19 protein-coding genes are annotated in these 23389 nt (G+C 36.5%); 1 reads left to right on the forward strand and 18 read right to left on the reverse strand.

Annotated features, from left to right (window positions below; translation table 11 throughout):
- Nucleotides 1-141: 141 nt before the first annotated feature.
- Nucleotides 142-3582 (reverse strand): amidohydrolase family protein, encoded by a 3441-nt coding sequence (locus tag FTRAC_RS14575; protein WP_013455035.1) that lies wholly within the window; start codon nucleotides 3580-3582, stop codon nucleotides 142-144.
- Nucleotides 3583-3751: 169 nt separating this feature from the next.
- Between FTRAC_RS14575 and FTRAC_RS14580 the strand changes: the two genes are divergently transcribed.
- Complete coding sequence (locus FTRAC_RS14580) at nucleotides 3752-4552, forward strand: hypothetical protein (RefSeq protein ID WP_013455036.1); 801 nt, start codon at nucleotides 3752-3754, stop codon at nucleotides 4550-4552.
- Between the two features lie 273 nt (nucleotides 4553-4825).
- On the opposite strand, the gene FTRAC_RS14585 is transcribed toward FTRAC_RS14580, so the two are convergent.
- The 17 genes from FTRAC_RS14585 to FTRAC_RS14675 form a co-directional block, all read right to left on the reverse strand.
- Nucleotides 4826-5188 carry a hypothetical protein gene (locus FTRAC_RS14585; protein ID WP_013455037.1) on the reverse strand — a complete coding sequence of 121 codons (363 nt, stop codon included), beginning with the start codon at nucleotides 5186-5188 and terminating at the stop codon, nucleotides 4826-4828.
- A 175-nt stretch (nucleotides 5189-5363) separates the two neighbouring features.
- The gene (locus FTRAC_RS14590; RefSeq protein WP_013455038.1) at nucleotides 5364-6809 is read right to left on the reverse strand and encodes a S41 family peptidase; all 1446 of its coding nucleotides are present in this window, start codon (nucleotides 6807-6809) and stop codon (nucleotides 5364-5366) included.
- A 317-nt stretch (nucleotides 6810-7126) separates the two neighbouring features.
- On the reverse strand, nucleotides 7127-7522 hold the full coding sequence (locus tag FTRAC_RS14595; RefSeq protein ID WP_013455039.1) for a hypothetical protein: 396 nt from the start codon (nucleotides 7520-7522) through the stop codon (nucleotides 7127-7129).
- 686 nt (nucleotides 7523-8208) lie between these two features.
- Nucleotides 8209-9012: a hypothetical protein gene (locus FTRAC_RS14605; RefSeq protein ID WP_013455041.1), complete on the reverse strand. Its 804-nt coding sequence runs from the start codon at nucleotides 9010-9012 to the stop codon at nucleotides 8209-8211.
- Nucleotides 9013-9468: 456 nt separating this feature from the next.
- Entirely contained in the window at nucleotides 9469-9891 is a 423-nt protein-coding gene (locus FTRAC_RS14610) for a hypothetical protein (protein ID WP_013455042.1), read from the reverse strand.
- A 384-nt stretch (nucleotides 9892-10275) separates the two neighbouring features.
- Nucleotides 10276-11154: a hypothetical protein gene (locus tag FTRAC_RS14615; protein ID WP_013455043.1), complete on the reverse strand. Its 879-nt coding sequence runs from the start codon at nucleotides 11152-11154 to the stop codon at nucleotides 10276-10278.
- An 85-nt stretch (nucleotides 11155-11239) separates the two neighbouring features.
- Nucleotides 11240-11737: a ClbS/DfsB family four-helix bundle protein gene (locus FTRAC_RS14620; RefSeq protein WP_013455044.1), complete on the reverse strand. Its 498-nt coding sequence runs from the start codon at nucleotides 11735-11737 to the stop codon at nucleotides 11240-11242.
- Nucleotides 11718-12188, reverse strand: a complete 471-nt coding sequence (locus FTRAC_RS14625; RefSeq protein ID WP_013455045.1) for a DinB family protein — start codon at nucleotides 12186-12188, stop codon at nucleotides 11718-11720. The genes FTRAC_RS14620 and FTRAC_RS14625 overlap by 20 nt, the downstream gene beginning before the upstream one ends.
- Nucleotides 12189-12676: 488 nt before the next feature.
- Entirely contained in the window at nucleotides 12677-14689 is a 2013-nt protein-coding gene (locus FTRAC_RS14630; protein ID WP_013455046.1) for an OmpA family protein, read from the reverse strand.
- A gap of 720 nt (nucleotides 14690-15409) precedes the next feature.
- The gene (locus FTRAC_RS14640) at nucleotides 15410-15985 is read right to left on the reverse strand and encodes a hypothetical protein (RefSeq protein ID WP_013455047.1); all 576 of its coding nucleotides are present in this window, start codon (nucleotides 15983-15985) and stop codon (nucleotides 15410-15412) included.
- 1305 nt (nucleotides 15986-17290) lie between these two features.
- The gene (locus FTRAC_RS14645) at nucleotides 17291-17629 is read right to left on the reverse strand and encodes a HepT-like ribonuclease domain-containing protein (RefSeq protein ID WP_013455049.1); all 339 of its coding nucleotides are present in this window, start codon (nucleotides 17627-17629) and stop codon (nucleotides 17291-17293) included.
- The gene (mntA, locus tag FTRAC_RS14650; RefSeq protein WP_013455050.1) at nucleotides 17619-17927 is read right to left on the reverse strand and encodes a type VII toxin-antitoxin system MntA family adenylyltransferase antitoxin; all 309 of its coding nucleotides are present in this window, start codon (nucleotides 17925-17927) and stop codon (nucleotides 17619-17621) included. Before mntA ends, FTRAC_RS14645 begins: the two co-directional genes overlap by 11 nt.
- Nucleotides 17928-18201: 274 nt before the next feature.
- Nucleotides 18202-18981: a hypothetical protein gene (locus FTRAC_RS14655; protein ID WP_013455051.1), complete on the reverse strand. Its 780-nt coding sequence runs from the start codon at nucleotides 18979-18981 to the stop codon at nucleotides 18202-18204.
- A 408-nt stretch (nucleotides 18982-19389) separates the two neighbouring features.
- A complete protein-coding gene (locus FTRAC_RS14660; RefSeq protein ID WP_013455052.1) occupies nucleotides 19390-19983 on the reverse strand; it encodes a hypothetical protein in 594 nt (197 codons plus the stop codon).
- 98 nt (nucleotides 19984-20081) lie between these two features.
- On the reverse strand, nucleotides 20082-21113 hold the full coding sequence (locus tag FTRAC_RS14665; protein WP_013455053.1) for a serine hydrolase domain-containing protein: 1032 nt from the start codon (nucleotides 21111-21113) through the stop codon (nucleotides 20082-20084).
- A gap of 78 nt (nucleotides 21114-21191) precedes the next feature.
- A complete protein-coding gene (locus FTRAC_RS14670) occupies nucleotides 21192-22097 on the reverse strand; it encodes an oxidoreductase (protein ID WP_245545974.1) in 906 nt (301 codons plus the stop codon).
- A 129-nt stretch (nucleotides 22098-22226) separates the two neighbouring features.
- Entirely contained in the window at nucleotides 22227-23276 is a 1050-nt protein-coding gene (locus FTRAC_RS14675) for a DUF4407 domain-containing protein (protein ID WP_013455055.1), read from the reverse strand.
- Between the last annotated feature and the right edge of the window lie 113 nt (nucleotides 23277-23389).

Raw genomic sequence — 23389 nt, forward strand, 5'->3', positions numbered from 1 at the left:
AAATAAAAAGTCTTTAAGTACATTTAAAGCTATATTGATATCGTTTTTTATTTAGCGAAAGGGCCCTATTTATAGTAACAAAAAAAAAGGGATTCTGATGTAAAACCAGAATCCCTTTTGAATTTATTTTAAGATCAAATTTTAATCCTTCTGAACACCCGGCACATTCTCAGGTCTTTTAGTCTGCCATTCAAATTCCTCGGCTTTCTTCTCTCTAGGTGCTACTTCATCCAAAGTATTGGAATCATAAACTCTACCATTTTTGATTACATGCGTCAAAGTGTTGGTATTTCTGATTTCTTCTAATGGATTTTTATCCATAATCAATAAATCAGCTAATTTACCTTCTTCAATACTTCCTAAGTCACCTTCTAGTCCTAGTGCTTCTGCTCCTAAGATAGTAGCAGTTCGCAAGGCATCCAGATTAGTCATGCCACCGCTGGCAACTGACCATAACTCCCAGTGATATCCTAAGCCCTGAAGCTGTCCGTGGCTACCTACTCCGCCTATACCATCTGCTTCTACTAAATCTTTCATGAATTTAGCATGCTTTGGGAATACATGTTCCTCTTCCATAAACCAAGCACCTCTTCTTCTCGACTTTTGAGCCAATTCTTCATAAGGCGTGAAGTATTGTAATTTCTCATCATGGTAAGGATCTTCAGTAGCATAATAAAACTCTTCCGCCCATGGTCCACCATAAGATACCAATAGAGTAGGAGTTACCGCCATTTTAGATTCTGCAATCGTTTGAACGGCATCTTTGTAGATCCCTACAATGGGTAAACTATGCTCATGTCCCGGGTAGCCATCTAGAAGTTGCGTCATATTCAGTTTGTAATCTAAACCACCTTCAGTAGTTGGCATTAATTCCAGTTCTTTGGCGGCCATAATGATCCATTGTCTCTGCTGACGATTTCCCACTAAATACATTTTAATGCTCTTAGTGTCATAGTATTCATTGTATTGTTTCAATACTTCTTTGGCGTGCTCCAAAGATTTGATTTTATACATCCAATAGCCAACACCAGGACCAGTACTGTACACTCTAGGTCCATGGATCATCCCTGAATTCACCATGTCTGAATAAGTCAAAACATCAGTGGTAGCAGTCTGCGGGTCACGAGTAGTGGTTACACCATAAGCTAAATTAGCAGAGTAAATCCAAACCTGATTTTTATGTAATCCCCAGTTTGGCCACATATGCGCATGTGTATCTACAAATCCTGGTGTAATAGTTTTGCCAGCAGCATCAATGGTTTTAGCTCCATTTGGAATGTTTAAACTACCACTTTCACCAACTGCCGTAATTCGGTTGTTTTCAATTAAGATATCTCCATTTTCAATCACACCCTGATCAGTCATGGTGATGATTCTCGCACCTTTTAAAAGGATGGTGCCTTCTGGAATATCTTTTTCATAGCTTACTTTTATTTTGAGTTCTTTAGCAGTGAAGCCTTCCTCTTTCTCTTCTTTGTCTTTTTTCTCATCTGCTTTTTCTTCCTTGTCCTCTTCTTCTTGGTCTTCCTCAGAATCTTTATCTTCGTCCTTTTCTTCTTCTTTCTTTTCAGCGGCTTCTTTTTTAGCGGTAGCAACACTATCCGCGTAAGCTTTACCAGCAGCTAAGTCATAAATAAAGTGACTTGCTCCTAAAGACCAGTGTATTTTTTTACTGTCACCACTCCATGCTGGAAATTCTCCGCCCATAACGGTTAATTTCATGGCAGGGAAAGCGGCATTATCTGCTTTCGCTAATGAGATTTTAGGAGTTTGACCATATTTCGGGATAGTCACCGAATACACATCATTATTGATTTTTGCTAAAGCCGTTTCTCCATTGGGTGAAATTCTAATTTCCGATGGTTTCGAAGCTTTATTATTTTCTCTCCATGCTTTCTCATCACCCGGTAAAATATTATGAGAACCATCATGCGCATGAATCATGTCAATAGATGAACCATAAGTAGTAATACCGGTCAATTGCAAATGCTCTTTTTCATCTGTTCCATCCCATCTTATTGAGATTAACCCTTTTGACCCATGATTGAGATAGATTCTATCCGATACTTTGGAGAAATGCGGAGTGCTTCTTCCTTTTGCTTTATCAATTAAAGTTACTTTTCCACCATCAGCAGAAATCCAGGCTAAATCTTCCATCATTAATGAACCGAATGGGTCAATAGCATCTTTATAAACTTGATTCGCTCCTCTATTAAATACGATTCGGTTTTTAGTATAAGACCATTCCGGATCAAGGTATAGCGCTGGGTTTTGTGTCAGCTTCACAGCTTTTCCTCTGCCATTAGAATTGATTTTATATAAATGACCGCCTTCTTTTTCTTCCCAAGTACTGAAAACGATCTGGCTTCCATCTGGAGACCAAGCCGGCATCGCCTCAGTAAATTTATGCTTTGTTAATCTTTTTGGATCACCATTAGGCAAATCCATCACATACAATCTGTTTAAAGCAGTAAAAGCCAATTTACTTCCGTCTGGAGACGGTACTCCATCTCGGATTTGCGTTACAAATGCTTCTTTTTCATCTGAAATAGGATATTCGAATTTCAATCTTGGGCCTAATTCCAATTTCAAATCTACTTCGAATGGAATTTCTGAAGCCGTTTTAGCATTGATGTCGATTTTATGGATTTTACCCCCATAAGTAGCGATTAAAAATTTACTGTCTGGTGTGAAAGACATAGCAGGATAAACGCCTAAAGGAGCGATTGATTCTTGCTCATCTCTCTGTACCGGATAGGCCAACCATTCTTCATCACCTGTTTTTAAGTTTCTTCTTACTAAGCCTGTTTCGGTTTCAAAACGAGTACCATACACTAACCATTTTCCATCAGGAGAAATAGTAGGGGTGAAGGCTGAGCCATAGCGTGAGGTGATAGTAGCCATATCGCCATCTTCCATATCGTAAGTACCGATTTGATATTGCGGGAATTGCGCATTGTAGTTCCAAGCCGAATTTCTTTTCGAGAAGTAAAGCAATTTCCCATCAGGGCTAACCGTAGGATCTGTGGTTTTTAGGTTATCGGGTTTATCGATTAATTGAGCACCAGAACCGCCTTCCTTGTGGTAAATATGTAGTTTGATGTTTCTTCTGCCTTTAGCGCCTATTATATATTCTCCATCTGGGGTCCAGTCGGCTGAGAAATAGTTTTGATTATCATCTTTGGTGATTTGCTTCATCTCTTCTGTAGCCAAATCCATTGTCCAGATGTTGTCTGAACCGCTTTTATCAGAGATAAAAACTATCGATTTACCATCTGGGCTGTAACGAGGATGCACGTCATAAGGCATTCCTTCTGTGATTTTCGTGGCTTTTCCACCCGTAAAAGGAATGGAATAGATATCTCCCATCATATCGAATAGGATGGTAGAACCATCAGGGCTCACATCAACAGAAAGCCAAGTGCCTTCTTTTGTGTTAAACTCAATGGTTCTTTCCGGCTCCAGCGGGAGTTCTTTGGTTGCTTTTTTAGTGCTATCTGCCTTTTCGTCTTCCTGGGCAAAAGCACCAAAATTGATTGCTATCAATGCAATCAATAATGATAGTATTGTATATTTCTTCATAGATTAAATGATTTTTTGTACTAGAAATGTAGTGAAATTTGCCAATTATGCGCTTAGTTATTTTAGGAATGGTTATTTGATATTCTGAAATAAATACAAAAATGATGGTCAGCAGACAATTCAGTGCAAATAATGATAGTACCTTCGCCTGTATAATTAAAGAAATGATATGAGATATTTAGTAGTCCTTGTTGCCTTGGTTTTGGCTTCATGTTCAAGTAAAAAGGAGAATAAACAAGAGGAATCACCTCAGCGCTCAGCTGTAGAAGAACGGATTAATCCAATAATAAAGTCAATTCAGGAGGTTCATAATGTCGATGCGTTTATGGAGGAAAAGATTATTTCTTTTGACATCAAATTGATTTTTGGAGGTAATGAGCGATTGGATGCTAGGATTTATTCTACCACTAATTCTTCTAAAGTACTGGTGGAGAATTCAGAGAATACTCGCTTATTATTTAATGGAAATGAAATCTGGATTCATCCTAAAGATAGTTTGTATGATGGAGCAAGATTCGATGCCTTGACTTGGTCTTACTTTTTCATGGCGCCTTTTAAATTGAACGACCCAGGAACGCATCATACAGAACCTAAAAAATTACCTTATCAAGAAAATGATAGTTTAATGACCACTAAATTGACCTTTGGAGAAAATATTGGAGATGCGCCTGATGATTGGTATGTGGTCTATCAGAATAAAGAAAGTCAAGTGTTGGAGGCCATGGCCTATATCGTAACTTTTGGTGGACGTGATCAAGCCAAAGCAGCCCAAAACCCACATGCGATCAGCTATTCAGAGTATACGAAAGTAGAGGGCATTCCCTTTGCGAAGCAATGGAAGTTTTGGAATTGGAGTGAAGAAGAGGGTTTACAAGATCAATTAGGAGAAGCCACTATTTCTAATATTCAATTCTCAGATGATGCTTCGATTTTTGATAAAAAAGAGGGGGCGGTGAAGGTGAATGAATGATTTTTTTAAAAGTTAGAATTAGCTTACTAGGCTAAAAACTAATAGATTTTATTCTTCATTACAAAACTGGGATTGGAGGGGTAAGGATTGTTTTAGAAGTATACCTCTTCGGGTATAATCTGATTGGAATTATCTCATATTATACCTGATAGGGTATAATTATCTATACTTTTACGGTGGTATATCGAGCTCACTATTACAAATATCTCAAAGTGAAATAGGCTTTGGTTAGGGAGGATGGAGATGCAGCGTGCCAGTTATAAAGTGGTAAGCCTATTTTTCTTCCACTATTTTTTCATAGTCCACGCTGGCTTTTGCTATGCCTTCTGGATTTGGATCTAAGTAGAGTTCGTAGCCTTTTAAGAGCTTTACTTTTTTTACTTCATCTTTCAGGATCGTGATTTTTTTGATGACTTTCCCTTCCTGCTGGACTCTGATAGAGAATTCCCTTTTCCCAATATTTTTGACGATGGCATAGCAATCTTGTCCGAAATAAGGATTTATGGTGGCATCTTGACCAGTTCCTTTTCCTGTCATAATCATACTCTGGGAGGGTTCCAAAACGAATTTGGTTTGAGCGCTGCTTTGAAAATGCAGAAGTAAGAATAGCGAAGTGGCAAGCATTATGATTTTCATGGGAGTATGATTTATGGTGAAAGATTTACTCAATATATCTTACTATTTGCTGTAAAAGAACTCATGGGTTCAGTTTTTTAAGGATGAAATTAATGATCTAAGTTGATTTAGTTTGGTAAATCCTTATTTCTTAAATTTTACTAAGCGCTTCAAATAAGCATCATTTAGACTATACCTACTTTTCTTGCCTTATCAATTCTTTCATGTGTTCAATTGAATAGCTTAGCACATCAACATCTTCGTCCACAAAAACATCAGGAGCAATTCCATAAGGATCGATGGGGTTTTCTTGCACATCATTTGCCCGGAAGGAAGAAGGATACGTTAAGTTAAAGCAGCCAATATTTTTGGTTAATCCATTAAAACCATCAATTATGCCCGCTGTATTCTGACCATATACCACGACCTTATCGCTTTGATTAGCCCTGAACACAAATGTTTCGCCAGAGCTAACGGTATTTTCATCAGTTAGTAAAATCACCTTTTTGGAGGGCGAATAGATTGTATCGGGTTCATAAGTAGAATCATATTCTGGATTTTGAAAAAAGGCTGTTCCTTCTAAAGACATCACGTAGTCATACATTTCGCGCTCTTCTTCATCAAACTCCTCTAATGGCTTTCCTGCCAAACCACTACTCTCAAGAAATTGAGCTATATTTCCTTTGCTCATCCAAAGCCCTGAATTGGGAATTTTGATGGGTCCATTCAAAATATAAGGCAGCACAGGGTAATAAGTGGCATCGTTTCCACCATTGTTATCTCTGACATCTACTATTATGAAATCAGCTGCAATTAGCTTGTCATGATTAGCCTTGACAATACTATCAACATAAGCCGGTTCTACAGTGAAGAAATCAGGAAATCTTAAATACGGGATTCCTTCTACCTCAGAAAAATGAAACTGATTAAATTTTAAATCTACTTCGGAAATAGTATTCGCCATATCCGTTGCTGGCCAAACTTTTGTCCAATCTCCAATATTATTTCGGAAGCTAAGCTGTTGGGTGTTTTGCTGCTCAGCTGTAGTAGTTCTTGGAGAATGGTTTCCCATGTAAAACTTCGCATTATAACGGTTACCAAAAATTGTCGTAAGCTCAAACTTTACATCATCTTTACTCCAATTTTCATTTGTACTTTCTAATAAAACCCCCACGAAATCGGCTTCCTTTTCTCGGCCTTCCGGATTGGGAATGATGGCCACTGTATAGGCTTTAGAGGTCCAAATACCTAAAAGAGGGTTCTCATGATAGGCTAATTTTTTATAATCGGATTTGAAACGCTTTTCTGATATCTTGATCTTCTCACTATTGAGCTCGGTCTCTGCTGAGATTCTGATATAGGTATGTCCATCTCGAAAGAAGTCAAGCCATTGCTCAAGCACTTGCTTGCAGTCGGTTACAGACTCTTGCTGCATTGCTTTTTGTCTCATAAGTGCTGTATGCGCATTGTATAGTTTCCTATTCTCATCCGTAACTTTGAATTGAAAAAGAGAATAATCTTGTTCGTAGGTTTGAACTGTTTGATCAAAGGCCTCACTACAATTACAATTTTGACTTTTTACTGTGTTGATCATCAAGCTAAGGCATAACAAGATGAAGAGGGTTTTTAAGATTGATTGCATTTAGGTTCTTTTAAGGGTTAATTTTTAAGGTTCTATAAAATTTGAGTTGAGTACTGTCACGGCAGACTTAAAATGTTAAAGAGTTGAATCATAAGGTCTATGACTAATTATTAAAAGTTAATTGTACTAATAAAATAATATAAAATGCATTAGAAATCGGTCACATTTGAACTGATGCACTAAATATAAATAAAAATATCAATTGGCCCTTTATTATTAAAGAAAATTATGGGTATAGCTAGGCTGGTGCAGGAGTTTGCCTTCATCTAAGTGATGTAATAAATTCTGACATGATTTTTACCTACGATCTATTATTCTTATTGAAATACATTTTTACTGAACGAATGAAAGTATTCTTCCGCTAAATTTTTCTCTTTAGAAAATTCCTTAATGAATAGTTTTAAATCATGGTCTGATTTATACAAAACCTTATTCTTTACATCCTCAAATTCTTCAGCTGTATATCTCCTTGGATTCGGATGACCAGTTCCAAAAGTAGACTGAGCTTCATTGAAAAGTATGTAATAAAATGCTTTAAATTTATAGTTGCTTGATTTTAATACTTCAAAATCTTGTTCTGAAATATCGAACTCAAATTCCATATCTGCATGACCTGATGAAACGGGAAAGGAATAGGTAAGACCAGATTTACTTTTGTAAATAACGGGACTATAGCCTTCATTCAGACTATAAATCTTATCCTCTGTTTTCATAGCGGATTTGTTATGGTTGCCAACGATATGGCTAAAAACTGGCGGGCATTAAAAACTGCTTTCCTTGCTGTCTAGCCTTAAGTTTATTAAATGTATGAATATTTTTATTAAGCAGATCCAGCCCGCTTGTTTTTAGCTGATGTTAGCCACTTTATTTTTCTGTTTTCTATGAAAAGAAGCACTAAAGCTAAAATTCCAGTTGCTAATTCTAAGAAAAATATCAAATCCAAATATGGCATTGTCATTTGACTGAGAATATTGTCTGGGATAATAATTATGGGTTTGGAATTAATTAGAGTCCAATATTCATAGCTATGTCTAATTAATACAAAAATTGGGAATATGAGAAGTATCCAAAAGCCTATAGATTTGAATTTATTGAATAACTTTAAACCTATTAACATGATAATCAACACATGGAATGATAGAGCTATAATTAAAACTGAAAGCAAAAAATGGGAATTGTCAAGGAGGTCATAAAATCTATTTAAGGCAAAAAGACTTGCTAGGACTCCAAACAAGATGGTGAATATTTTATGCATATCTAAATCGTATTATTAATTGAAATTCTGATTAACATTTTACCAAGTTAGTGAAAATTACATTGTGCCTGTCTTTCCCAGTTCTTACAAACTATCCTAACTGGTGAACTATCATTCATTCAAAGTTGATGATAGCAATTAGTTTTATAGATTAAGCTTTTCAGCAACTCCAAATACAAGTTCATTAGCTGTTTTAATTAATCCTTTAATAGCCTTTTCATCTGTGACAATAATTTCGCCTTCTTTAGTTTTGCCATTTCTATGAACTAAATCGTGTCTTTTTAAAACGTTTTCGTAAGCGTCTTTAATTTTAGGAAAATCAATTTCAAATGTGTCCTGATACATTTCTTTAACTGTTGGTAAATTATGATAGATTGTATCAAGCATTACTTTTTTTGCAGTTTCTTTTAACTTATCAGATTGTTCGAAGATTTCTCTAAGTTCGAATTTTCTTTTTCGGAATTTTGGATGAGTTTTTATGAAATTTCTAAAATATTTATCGTTGTCAAATGTCAGATTGATAAAAACATCCGCTAGAAATGTTTCCATTGTTCCGATTATTCCGATGAACATTTGTCTATTTAGAACTTCCTTAAGCACCTCATCTGGTATTTTTAAATGAGTGAGCACTTCTAAGTTTGCAATTTCAAATTTGTATTTTTGAATAAACTCTTTATTTTCAGTTATTGCATCAAATTGCTCGTCATAATCATATTCTTCATCTAATTCCCACGGTTCTAAATAAACTCTACAGCCATCGTCTAATCTGTCAATTTTTTCAAGAATTTCTTTTGGTGAATCTTCTGAAAATTCAATTCTGTAATTATAAATTAAACCGTCCTTACTTTGGTCGGTTTCTATTTCATATTCCAACTCCATTAAATCATCATAAGAAATTTCAAGAATTTTAGCGATTCTTCTATCGTCTTCTTGTTCTTGCGTTTCCATCCATAATTCTTTTACTCTCCCTATTATTGGTCGGTTTTTTCAGATTGTGGCTATAGCTATTGTTGATATATTTTATTATGTCAATTATTGATAGCCCAATATATTCAGTGTATCAGCATTGTTAATACACCCTAAATCCCCTAAAAAACCGTTTTGAACATTTGTCAGGTGGGCTTTGTAGGAGTTAGTTGAATACTCTAATTACGAGATTTATTTATACTTTTCCTTGGGTAAGCGCTATTATTTCTATGAACGGCTGAAATATAGCTATGAATACTTGTTTGTAAGCGCTCAACAGATGCTTCATGATTGATTGGTTTTCTCGCTTGTCTTTGAGATTCCCAATTTGCGCGGAGGAGGCGTTTTGCTGGATTAGAGTTCGCTATTTCAGGATCAGACAAATAATTTAAAGGAAAAGCTAAATGATATGACGCAAGTTGGTTTTGAAGGAGGTATCTATTTTGTGTTAGCCCTTCTTTGTATTCGTCTGTCAACTATTTTTACTATGCGATCTAGCTTTTTCTTGGAGACTGCTATTTCAATGGTTTTTGTACTTTTATCCTTAAATTTCATCATTAAGGTGTTAGAATATCCGCCATTATTACCTGCTCCATTGAACACGTCAACAATTTCCCAACCGTCAGAATGAAAACCTCTACATCCTATAGCTTTAATTTCGTAGATTTCATACTTGTTAGATTTCGATAATTGCTTCAGAATGGATCTTTTTGAGTGAATTAGATATTTACGGGTGACTATTAAGTCTGCTTTAGGCTTTAAAAGAAAGTAAACTATTATTGCCAGAGATAATAAATAGTTGACAAAGATCAAGTCATCACCTAAGTCTAACTGTAATATAAGAAATACAGCCGCCAACATTATAAAGGTTCTTCTTATCCAAGTCCAGGGTCTTTGGAAGTAATTTGTCCGATATATGATATGGTTTCGAATTGGCATTAATGAAGCTCACTAACAGAATATGTTCAATTGTTGAACACTGACACCCAATGTATCATGGATATAGTTGCCAAAGTTCAACTGATATTTATTTTCCTTTTCACCAAAGTCGTCAAAGATATGGACTTTCAAGGTTTTGCTAGAAGGTAATGCTATACATTTTCAGAAAACTCAAATGTCTTCATAATATTCTCTTGTAGTTTGAATATGTCGTTTTGTTCATTGTGAATATAGATGAGTCAAGTTTCATCCGTCAGCTAGATATTTACAAATATAGAATTGACCCAATAACGTCTATTCAAGAATTTAATTACAAGTATAGGCTACCCTATTGCTATAATTTTCTGCCTCTTGTTCAAAAAAGTTGCAGTTATGTGTTGACCCTGCAGCTTTATAGGCCAGAAAGAATATTGGCCCATTTAAATCGAAGTATATGAATTTCGAGAGGTTTTTGTAAAGAGTGTATTTAGATTTTAAATTTTGATCAAAAGAGTGTAAAAAGGCATTAGGTCCTACCATTCTGTCATATTGAAGTATGTGAGCTACTTCGTGAGCGTAGATACTGTAATATCTATCATCAGAGAAGCCACTGCTCATACCGATTGAGCTTACTTGGCCAGTGGCACTTCCGCTGCCGATTGCAGAAGAAAAATATTGAGAAGTCTCAAAATATAGGATTCCCGTCTGCAAGGATTTTTTTATATCGAGCTTTGCATTCCTACCAGCCACCAAAATACCATAGATGGATGATGTGAATAGCCTTCCCCTAAATTTCTTTTGGTAAGGATAATATTCCAAGCGCGTAATATAGAGGTTGAGGTGTAAGCGTTCGAACATTCTTTGACCTTCCGCAGCATTTTGAATAATCGAGCTTCCCAGGGAGTTCACTATTCTTGCGGGCCAGGCATAAGAAATATTGCGTTGTTTTTGTACTTGATGCGTTAATGAGAATCCAATATGACTAACAGCACCTCCTATGGCACCCTGATAAAACCCTTTGCTAAATGCTTGAAAACCTGATTTGTTTCCATTGTTATTGATTAAGCCACCTAGCCCGCCAACCAGCCCATTAAATCCAATATTCAAAGCAGTGAACTGGGCCCTTTGATTTCTGAATTCGTTAGCTTGACCTTGAGCTGTAGTCGATAATATCAGTAAAAATATAATAAGACCAATATTTTTCATATTTCTGTAGGGTTATAACGGTTTGTATATTCATAGCGGGACCGTCTAGGGAGCTTTATCTGATTGAAATTCTTTGGTCTCCTTTTCACTTCTTCGCCTTTTTAATAAGTTTTATAGCCCAGTCATAATGGCTTGAAGTAGCCGAGATGAGGTATGCACCTAGTGATGTAGTTCCAGTCCATTTGTATCTTTTCTTTTCAAATAGTTCTTCATCACTATGTATCTCAATCAAACTCCTCACTTTTTCGTAGCTTGATATGAAATTCTTCTTGGCATCTTCAAGAGGGGTGTTCTTATATTGTTCCCAAATCCAGCTGTTTAATGCAGGAGTTGTCTTCCAAGTATATCCTTTGGCTGGCATATCTGGTTTTTCTCCTTTCATTCCTAGCCCGTACCAATCAATCATCATTAAATGCCAATGGTGAAGATGCATGAGTACATCTCCAATATTTCGATTCATTGTTCCTTTCGGAAAAGGAGATTTTTGTTCTTCTTCGGATAAACCTTCAATGAAGTCCATCAGAAGTTCAACGTTCTTTTTGCTCAAATTCAGCAAATCAGCTTTATTCTTTGGTCGTGCCATATTTTTTAGAAATGTCTGTTAAATGTTTATGAATGTGGTGGGATACTACTTCTAAATGCTCGCTCCTCGAATAATCCCGTGAACCCTTCTTGTAGGGGATCAGGTCTATTGTGTCATCAAATATGAATTCTTCAATGGTAGCTTGGGCCTCTTTCAATCGTTTGATTAGACTTGCTATGGATTCGTTTTTTGTTGTTTCGACACTTTGTATGTTAACTTCTGAAAGTTTCCCTTTTAAGGGTTTTGGTTTTATACCCTTGCCTAAATCTGAAATATTTCTTGCAAAACTCTCATGCCAAAAGGTTATATGTCCAAGAATGTCCTTTGCATTCCAGAATTCATAAACCATTTTGTGATAGTCTAGGCCATTCTCAAAAAAGTCAAAAAGCTGATCAAGTTCATTTCTTAGAACTTCAAGATTTTTTTTGATATGTTGCTCTTGGTCTGTCATTTATGCTTAATGAGGCTTGAGGCCACTGGATAAATTCATAGCTCATTAAAAGTATTGAAATTTCAGTTAACTACCGAGGCAATGCTACGAATTTAATAGTTTTTTCCGCAGAACTATAGCTAGAATAGTCTGCTTACAGCCATGATTACACAGAATGTTGTATTCCAGTATTTAATTCAAATCCCTATATTCACTTGGGCTCATTCCTGTTTTTGACTTGCATAGATTGCTAAAATGCTGTATTCTGAAATTAGAAAATAGGAAACAGCAAAGGATTGAATATTGGCCCCGAATAAAGCCGTTTACCTATGTGAACTGTGAAATATTAAACTAAGTATTTTATGCACTGATCAGTAAGGATCACCATTATTTTAAATGACCTACGAAAATTAGATGCTTCAACTTCTTTAAGGATGCTTAGGCGCTCGTAGCTGATTTTTCGATCTTACTTTTTATTGCTACATCAACTCAAAGTTGAGTTAGGTGATTTATCCATTTTGACTTTGGCCTAAGATCTCTATTTCGGTTCTTCTGTTGATCTCTCTTCCACCTATTTCATCGTCATTTGATACTAGGGGTTTTTCTTCTCCAAAACCTTTGGCCTCTAAGCGTTCGCTATTAATACCATTTGCAATTAGGTAATCTACTACAGATTGAGCTCTTTTTTTGGAAAGCAACTTATTGTAAACGGAATTCCCCACATTATCAGTATGCCCATTGATCTGCACTCTAAGGTCTGGTGAATTCGTTAAAAGGTCTTTAATCACTTTCAGTTCACCTAAGGACTCCGTTCTTAAATCAGAGCTACCAGTATCGAAGAAAATATTCTTAAGTACCATTTTAGTACCTACTTCAGCCTCATCCAGCAAAATTGAAACATCTATTTCTTGATACTCGGAAAAATCGGGCAGCCTAAAATTAATAGAATTAAATAGATAGCCTTTTTTACTCGTTGATACTCCATAATCACCTCCTTCAGTAACCACCAATTCGAATTCACCTGTTTGTGGATCAGAAAATGCTTCAGCCGTCAACGTACTATTCTTGTTATCAACCATCTTAATTACAGCACCTACTGGTAAGCCCGACTTGGCATCGAGCACTTTACCTTTAAATACAGTAATCACAGCTTTAGTTTCAGGCTCCTCCATCTCTTCATCAACTTCTTCCTCATTTTCAGAAATTAACTCAGTATTTTCTACTAAGACAGGTTCAGGCTCGGATTGGACGATTTCTTCAACTTCAACTTCTACTTTTTCTTCCATGTTTACATGATAGATATCTACCATCCCCAAACCACCTGGTTTTCTAGAAGCATAATATGCATGCTTAAGATCGGCAGAGATCACAAAATAATTATCATCATAAACTGTATTGATCGGGTACCCTAAATTAACGGGTTCCATAAACTCCTGACCTTCTATTTTACTATAATAGATGTCATATCCTCCCATTCCTTGATGGCCAGAAGAACTAAAATATAAGGTATGTCCATCTGGGTGTATCATCGGTGCATCCTCAGAGGCATCGGTGTTAATGGTAGGCCCAAGATTGCGGGCACTACCCCATTCGCCATCCTCCCCTTTAATACTCTTGTAAATATCCAAGCCACCGTAACCACCCGGACGGTCGCTTGAGAAATATAAGGTTTGACCGTCAGCGGTTATTGAGACTGATGTTTCCCAAAAAGTGGAATTGATCTTACTGCTCAGCGCTTGAGGATAAGTCCATGTTGAATCTTCGAAATTTGAAAAATAAATATCTCCGTTTCCCTTCTCGGAATATACAAAAAGCGTTTTCCCATTAGGAGAGACAGAAGCTACAGCATCATGATAGTTACCGTTTAAGTTCCTATCAAGTTTTTGAGGCTTATTCCATTGCCCTTCTTGTAAGGTAGTGCTGTAAATATCTTCATAAAAGCTACCGTCATCTAACTTAAGACCTCCAGTAGAACCTGCTCTGTTTGATGTGAAATAAAGTGTTTTACCGTCAGCCATTAAGGCAGGTGTGAAGTCGTGCTGTGGTGAATTGACCGTTTGGCCCAGGTTTTCAACAACCACTGGCCTAGGATTACTGTATAGAGAATCAGCAGTTAGGCATTCTGCAATTTGTATGTCGGCTGAATAACGGTTTCTGTTTTTTTTCTCACCGAAAAGATCATAAAATCTGATAGCCTCGTCAAAATTATAATCATATTGATGAGCCAGACCTAAATAATATTCTATGTTATTTCCAACATCAGGATTGAGTTGCCAAACTAAAGTGAGCTCTTTGAGTGCCTCTTCGTTGCGAAAATCGAATAAGTAGGCTAGCCCTAAGCCGTAAGTAGCATCTGCATTACCAGGCTTATATTTCAAGGCCTTTTTATAATATGTTATCGCTTTATTATAGTTATTACCGTTTAGGTATTGATCTGCCTTTTTAATACTTTTTCTAAAATTTTGCGCATGAAGAGCTGAACTACAAATGATAATTAACAAAAATACTTTTAACCGTAACATAATTTGGCCTCATTAATCTTTTGATATAATTGATATTATGAGCATTATATGTCGAATTTAGTGAAAATTACGATCTTAAAGGTAAAATAATGCGCTTAAAAATTAATAGACTTCTTAGAGAATATCGAATTGACTTTTGATGAGCATGCTTTTTTAAATTATCTTGTGTTCCTATTCTACTCTAAATTAGCCCATACATAAATGGCCTTTAAGCTTAACTTTTTGGCCTATTAAACAAACTTGAGGCCAGCCTGCTTAAGGGCAAAAAAGAGGGTTGTAACAGTGGATGCTTTTCACCACCTCTTAATTTTCAATAATAATTCAGTGGATGTTATAGATCCATTTTGGATGTATATTTGGCTTTTTGATTTTGAAAATTCTATCCGTTGTAGTGATACTTTTGTATTCCGGAATGATCTACAACCTTTAGATTGTGATCCTATCATTATTCCAAGATTTCCATTTGTTATAAAATCCTTAATTTAATAAAGAAAAAGAAGCAGCTTGAGTACCATGCGCTAAGCAGGTATTAAGACCTATAAGGCGATTCGGCAAACTGATGCACTTCATTTATTGCAAAAGCTTAGAATAAACAGGCGCGCTATACTGGACCCGCTCCACCTTTGGTTGCTAGCTATGAAAAAACAAGTACAAATTACGGGCTATCTAGCACTCAATTTCCTACAAGGTGGTGAGCAAATGGGTTTTTATGTGTTATGCTTATTCTTTTTTAGCTAACAGATCTCTAACATCATTGTATGACGATGAATTGAAGTCAAAACTTCTGCACATATTAGTATTGATGACAGTATGCGTTTGTATTATTCGTTTTAAAAATGGGAATAGTTTGTTGTTATTATGTGTTTTAATTGTGTCTTTAACTATATGGCCGATGTCTGTAAATATTGGAGAATTTACCTCCTCAGTTTTTTCAGGAATAAGTCCAATTATTTCATTGATTTTATTTCCAAAAATTAGTTGTTGGCTTCCAAATCTGTATTCTGCAGAGCAACTACTTTCCGTTTGGTAGATGAAGATTTCTTCCCCTATTGAAATGTCTCCTTTAATTACAGAATCCACTTTAATATAAACGGTAGAAGATTTGCCAAATCTTATATTTCGTGCTTCCGTTTTCTTATCCCAATGTTTTGATTTAATGACTGTACCTAAAAAAATCATCTCAGATTTCACTTTTAGGCTTTTTAATATATCAGGATTTATATCAAAGCAGGTGCAAGCATAACTCGAGTGCATTAATAAAAGAGATGACACAAGTACAAATAAGAGTTTTTTCATATCATAATTATCATGGATATCGCCTGTATAAAACCCGTTTTGCTATACTAGGCTATGAAATACTGAAAGTAGTAATTTATGCTTGCCACACAAACTGATGCACTTCATTAATTGCAAAAGCTTAGAATAATTAAGCACCATACTTGACCAAAGCAACATCTTTGGTTGCTAGCTATGGAAAGCAAGCATAAATTACAGGCTATTTAGCATTCACTCCACTACGGGGTGGTAAGCAAATGGGTTTTATATCTTGTTATTGGGCTTTTTTTCTATGGTAACAAGGCCGTAGATAACTTTAATAGTAATTACCGTACCTACAGTGATTGAAAGTATTTTCGCTATTCCATAAAAGATGGTAAGTCTAAGTCCTGCTGTAGGATTTGCTGAGCTAAGGTTGTCTAAGTATTTTATGAGTTCCTGAGAGGTATGAAGATAAATGAATAAACAGATTAGCGATACACCAATAATTAAGAAAACAGTTAATGCAATCTTTGTCATCCAGTCCTTGGGTCGACTATCCTTTGGCTTTATATTAGAGTTCAAATTTTCATGAGGTTAACTTTCTAACTTGATAAGTTTGCTGGAGTCTTGAATGCCCTATAACGGTGAGAATATGGGGCGTTTGGCATTTCAAAGCTCCAGTGTTTCAAACTGCTATATGATTCATTAAATGTTCTCATTTCAATTTTATCACTATCCGCCAAATGACCTATATTTATTGTGTGTGCCCAGTATGGGCATCTGGTATCGAAGATACCATATTATTCCAGAGGGTGCAAGTCCCTTGCAGGCAAGTTGGTGAAGCCTGTTAGTAAGCCGCAAGCTGGTTTTCCGTGAGGAATGCAGTGAAGAAAGCGGGACTACAAAATCCGGTACTGACAAACAGGAACGGCATACAGAGGCCAGATAGAGAGGGTAAGCAAGCACATCTTTGCAAAGCCCGTAACCAGCAATCTCTATTAGGTAGATGTCGCAGGGATCGGAGGAAGGAATATGTCCTTACCTGGGGAGGTCTTGGAATAGTTTCGGTTTCTATGAGCCAAGAAGTCAGCAGAAGTCATAGTAGTCATGGGTAACGAGCCGTAAGAGCTACGGAGGTCTCACAAAATGATGAAGGACGGAACGTCAGGTGATTTGAAAATTCTATAGGGAGGCTTTGCTAGCCCTATCCTAAAAGTAGAATCGAGGTATAGTTGGTGTAAAGAGCGACTATACTATGCTTGACGAACCGCTGTATACGAGACCCGTACGTACAGTGGTGTGAGGGGTGCACCGTAGGTCTATGACCTACGGCCATCCACTCGATTATGCACCTTTTAATATTCGGATTTCGTCAGCTAAAACAGGATCATTCCTTTGAATTATTCCCCATAACATCTCTGGTTCCACCGAATCGTAAGCGTGTGAAATAATGTTTCTCAATCCAATGATGTTTTTAGAGGCTGTAATTTGAACGTCTGGGTTAATATCAATGATTTTCCTAATGGCTTCGCCAATGATTTCTAAATCCCTCTCTATAGCCCGTTGCAAAATAATGTCATTAGAAAAATTGTTGAAGTCATTTTGAGTTTTCTGTTTAATAGATTCGATCTCCTCGATAACACTCTCAATGTCTAAAATGTATTTGAGTAGTTTAGGCTGCATACAAATCCACTTTTGACTGGTATACCTCTTCTTTGAGAATTGGGTTCTTCAGTGATTTGGTAGATACGAGATCGACTTTTCTATCTAAAATTTCTTGAAGGTGATGTAATAAAGAGAAATAATTATCGGCATAGTCCAAAACGTCAATTTCATCAGAAAATTCAACGAGAAGATCGATGTCGCTGTCTTCATTCATAGCACCTTTTGCAGCTGATCCAAACAAAGCAATAGCAATCACATGATGTTTTTTACATGCGTCTACAATCTCATCAAGTTTATTTTGAACCAATTCAACCATAATTCAAAGATACATGAAATTTCGAATAATCCTTAATCAATGCGGTGTGGTGCATAACGCCTACATAAAACCTGTTTGCCAATGTAAGCTATGAAAAGCTAAACTAAGCAATTTATGCTGTTTCCACCAAAGCTCACTGTTGATTACTGGCGAGTACCTATCAAAACAGAATTGTTGCCACAAAGTGAGAGCATAAATTGCTGGCTAATTACTGCTGAGTTTGCTACAGGGTGCTGAGCAAATTGGTTTTATGTGATGTTACCTGTAGTTTATTCTAGTTTTCATTTAAATGCTCGACAAATAGATCATCAGCTCTTCCATAGCTTATCCAAGGATCAATAAGGATTCCGGTTAGGATATCATTCTCTATTCTTAAGAGCATTGTAGTTGTTGGATATTGGTAATTTCCAAGTTCGGGCAAATAGGAATTATACCAGATTTGAGAAGGTATCGAAGCGTGGTCTAATATTATGGTAAGATCAGGGGATTTATTAGCGTTAGCAATTTTAAATTTCTCGAGAATAGTTTTCTTGGTTGTTCCTATTTTAATGCCATACATGAAGTTCATTATCGTATCTGTTACGACTCCAGACCATGTAAATTCACCGGTGTCTTTATCTTTAACAAAGACTAAGTTGTCTTTTTTACTTTTTAAATAGGCGAAATATGGTAAATCATCATCAATTTCTACATCATATATTTTTGAATAATGGTATTGAATTAACGAATCGTTTATTTGTGGAAAATAATCATTAGCCTCACTGACTAGCATATCATTGCTTAGAAATATAAAAATCGAATCACCAACTTCAATTGCAGTTGTGATTTCAGAGTTCTTTAAGAAGCTGATTGTCATACTATCTGAAATCTGAGTTTGCGGCAGAATTCTATTTCCAATATAGATTGTCTCATCACTAGATGTCCTATAAATAATTGTGTCAGGAGCAGGTTCTAGATTTTCTATAATTTCGGAAGTTTCCGATTTACTTTCTTGATTAGATTGACATGCTATAAAGCAAATAAGTAAGTTTAACAGTAGAAAAGGTTGTTTCATATGCAATTTGCTAATTCTGACTAACGTTTTGTAACGTGTTATACATCAATAATTTATATTCTATTTGTATTCAGTAGTCCTTCCACTTTCTAGGCTCAACCTTTAGCTTACAAAGTCAATGGCTTAGCTATATGTGGAATTACAGGTAACAATTGAATATATTAATCATGGGGTGATTATATTTAAATATAGTTATCCCTTGGTGACTATATATCTATTATATCCCTATCTCTACCCAAACTATCTCAAATTGAAATAGGCTTTGGCTGTAAAGAAATAGATACGCTAAATGTATTTAAAATTCTTAAGTAATGAAAGTGCTCCAATAATTGTAAAAGCATTCCAACCTTGCAGAAAATGGCTGGAAGGGTCTTTAATTCTTTCGGATTTATTTTTGTCTAATTCGCTTTATTCCGGTTTTGAATATTCAATCAATTCCTCTACATAGTGAAAATCACCTTGATCTTGAGTCAATTTTATAAAAGTTTTTACAGCAGGAGCATACAACCACACTTCTTTTTCATCGGCACTATATCCTCGAGAATTGGTAGTCTTCCCTGCGTATTGAATTGTGTAGGCCATAAAAGTTCCAGCTTCTACTGTTTCTTCCTGATAGGATAGTACTTCGGCATCCTGACTCTGCTTTCCAGTTGTCCCATCTTGACTGGTCCAACTGTTTTCATATTTCCATTTTTTGCCCACTTCCAGCGGCCAGTCGTACTTTGGTGTTTCGCTTGCTTCCGGTTTCACAATATCAGAAACAGGAATGGTGTCCTTGCCGATTGTCATTCCTAAAACTCCATCAGTACTGACTATTGTTCTTGTATCTGTTCCATCCGAGCGAACTTCTCCTGCTGTGGTTACACCCTTATATTTCCAGACCCATTTTTCACCCACTTGATAATCGGCTAAAGTAGGTTGTTCAGTGATACCTGATTCCTTTGGACTGCTACAGGCAACAAACATAAGTAGGACGAAAAAACTAACAATTTGACTTTTCATGATATTCTCTATTTAGACTGTACCTACTTCTCTTTAATGCCTTTTTTCAGCTTGTTCAGGCTCCTAATCTACTTTTACGCATGTCTATCAGGCTAATTTTAATCTTTTAAAATTTTTACGATCCGACTATACATCACTTCAGATAAATTCCAATTGTAACCGTCAAAGTTGACGGTATTGGTGAATTGAATCACGACTGCATCCATTTCAGGGTGATATTTTGCAATGGTTTGATAGCCTGGGATTAAACCCGTATGTTCGAATTCATAGATGGAAGCATAAATTTTTTGCTCTTCCTCGTCTGTAAATATTGTACCCTCATTTAAAGCTCTAATGAATGTACTGAGATCTGCAGCAGTTGCTAGCATAGAACCCACATTATCAGTTTTTAAATCTTGCTCATAGCCAACATAATATCCACTCATGACATCGGCTAAATTCACATCATGAATAGAGGCAAAAGTATTGTGGAGGTCCAATGGCTGTAGTATTTCTTCTTGAATATACTGGAAGTGGTCATAGCCCAAGACTTCATCCATTATTTTACCTAATAGGAGATAGTTGGTATTGGAATATTGGTAATCTTCGCCAGGCTTGAAGTTTGCAGGTAAATTAAGTATTAAAGCCAACTTTTCCTCATCTGACTCTTTTGGCGCAACCCAATATAGATGGGTATTCGTAAAATTAGGGATACCAGAACGGTGTTGCACCATCATTTTCACGCTGATTTCGTCAGCATATTCAATTTTTCCCTTGAGCTCAGGCAAATAGAACCCTAAACTTTGATCTAGAGAAAGCTTTCCACTTCTTGCCATCTTGGCAATTGCGAGTGCGGTATATAATTTATCGACACTAGCTATTTTAAAAAGTGAATTTGGATCTGCAGGTGTTTTAGTAGCTCTACTTTTATAGCCAGAAGTGAATGATCTAGACGGTTCTCCTTTTTTATCTACATAAACTATAATGCCATCAAAACCATAATCGGCTGCTTTATCGACTTGTTCCTGTATGGAATTCGGCAAAGGGCTAAGCCATGCAAAAACTACTGGCCACGGCACAAAGTACAAAGAGATTGCGGTGCCGACAAACAACAGTATCCTGACAATAAGCTTCGCTTTTTTCTTGTCCATTTGATCTTAAAAAGTGATAATACGCAGTAAATATCACGAATTTGAAGCTTATTTTCACTTAAAGCATAGAGATTTTGTTTACAAAAATTTGAAATCTGCTAATTTTTCAGATACTTCCCATAGTTTTTTCGCCTGAGCTTCGTCATTCGCTAAGCTAGTGCTTTTTGCTTTTCCTGGCTTGCCTTTCATTTCGCTAAAGCCCGTAGGCCCGAAATAGTCGCCTCCTTTTGCTTCTCCTATGGCGGCCACAATAGTGGGTTTAGCACCTTCTTTTGGAGCATGAGTTAGAAAAGGCCCCACTGTATATCTTAAAATGTTGAATAGTAATTTAGGCATGTGCCTGCCTAATTCTGTATCCGAAACGCCCGGGTGCGCAGCCGTGGAGATGGTGTTTTGGTAACCTGCTTTTTCCAATTTCCTTTGCAATTCAAAGGCAAACATCAAGCAAGCTAGCTTTGATTGTCCGTAGGCATCAGAGGCAGAATACTTTTGTTCACTTTGCAAATCATCAAAATTGATTTTGCCGTTTTTATGGGCGATGGAGCTTAAGGAAACAATTCTTGAATCGGGTGTTTTAAGAATTGTATCTAGCAACAAGCCCGTAAGTAGGAAATGCCCTAAGTAGTTAGCCGCAAACTGTAATTCGAAACCATCATCCGTTTTGGTGTAGGGTGGCATCATCACACCCGCATTGTTAATCAAAATATCTAATCGATCATATTTAGAAAGGAAGGATTTAGCAAAATTACGGACTGAGTCCAATCTGCTCAAATCAATTTCCATTACTTCTAGGTCAGCTGTGGAGATTTCCTGCTCTATTTTTTGCTTGGCGGCAGTAGCTTTTTTCATATTACGACAAGCCATAATCACTTTTGCGCCCTTCTCCGCTAAGAATAGCGCAGTTTCATATCCTAAGCCCGTATTCGCTCCGGTTACAATTATGGTTCGTCCTTCTTGCGAAGGGAGGTTTTTGAGATTCTCCATGTTTTTCATTTAAAGTGATTATTGAATTATTAACTCAGTCTCTAATTCTCATCTAATGGGTACGGATTGAATGTTAGTAAGTTAAGTTGTTCAACTACAGTATCCTATTTAAATGAAAATGCCTTGGATTTAAGCTTTGTCTAAATCTACATCTAAACGATTGGTGACGAACTCTTTTTCTTTAGCAGCTAAAGAGGCAGATTCCTTTTTGAGTTCATGGTGAATAAAAGCTTTGTTTTTATAGGCTCCGGTCTCGAATTTGTATTCTTCATGAAATAGCAAATGATCATATGGGCCTTTTTTAGAGATGAGTTTTACGAAAATTGGACTGGTTTCAATGACGATAAAAAGCAATACGATAAAGGCATTGGCCCACCATATAGCACTGCTTTTGGTGGCTAATCGATCTAAAGCTTCCAATCTGGCCGCTGGGCCGCCTATGTCTTTAATGTCAATAGCTAAAAGAGCTGCTGCTTGTAAAGAATCTAATTGCTTGATTTGAGAAATTTTATTCGCAATGATTGGATTGTTTTGCTGAATTAGCTGCTGAAGTTCTCCTTCTACTTGATCAGCATTGGCTTTCTTGATTTGATAGATGGGACCAGGGTTTCTTTTCATGGTTCCGCCTGTTCCATCGGCTTCTTGGCGTGCAATATCTCTCAATTCATTTCGCTCTTGTTCTTTCACCCTAATTTCAGTTTTTAAGTCAGACAATTCTTGATTCACTGTGCTTTTTTGCTGTGCATAGTCTTCAATAATTTTCTCTTTTTGTGCTGCTTTCATTTCATCTTGCATCACCAGAAGTTCGCTATTGATTTCCTTTTCAAATATTTTCAGCTCTAAAGGTTTCGCAATCACAATGGAGATTAAGATTGCTAAAATCAAGCGAGGAATTGCCATTACGAATTCCTCTTTCTTGCTAGTCTTACGCATGCTGGTGACGATAAAGCGATCCAGGTTAAAAATCATCAATCCCCAGACGAAACCCAGAATACTGGCGATTAGGTAACTATCGAAAACAGTGAAAAAAGCGTAGGCAGCAGAAAGAGCAGCAAATAATCCGGTAAAGAGAATCGTGGCTCCAATGCCTACATATTTGCTGGAATCCGTGGGGCATTGATTTAATAATTCAGTATTGGCACCAGAACAATACCAAAAGAAACTTTGAAGTTTTTCCATGAGCAGTAAACGATGGTTTATATGAAGTATTAGATAGCCTCAAGAGTAGTGCCATCCACTTTGAATGCATTTAGGAAGGTTTTCTTGAAATTGATCGTTCAATTTTGAACAGG

Origin of the sequence: Marivirga tractuosa DSM 4126 (genome assembly GCF_000183425.1) — a bacterium.
Taxonomy (GTDB): domain Bacteria; phylum Bacteroidota; class Bacteroidia; order Cytophagales; family Cyclobacteriaceae; genus Marivirga; species Marivirga tractuosa.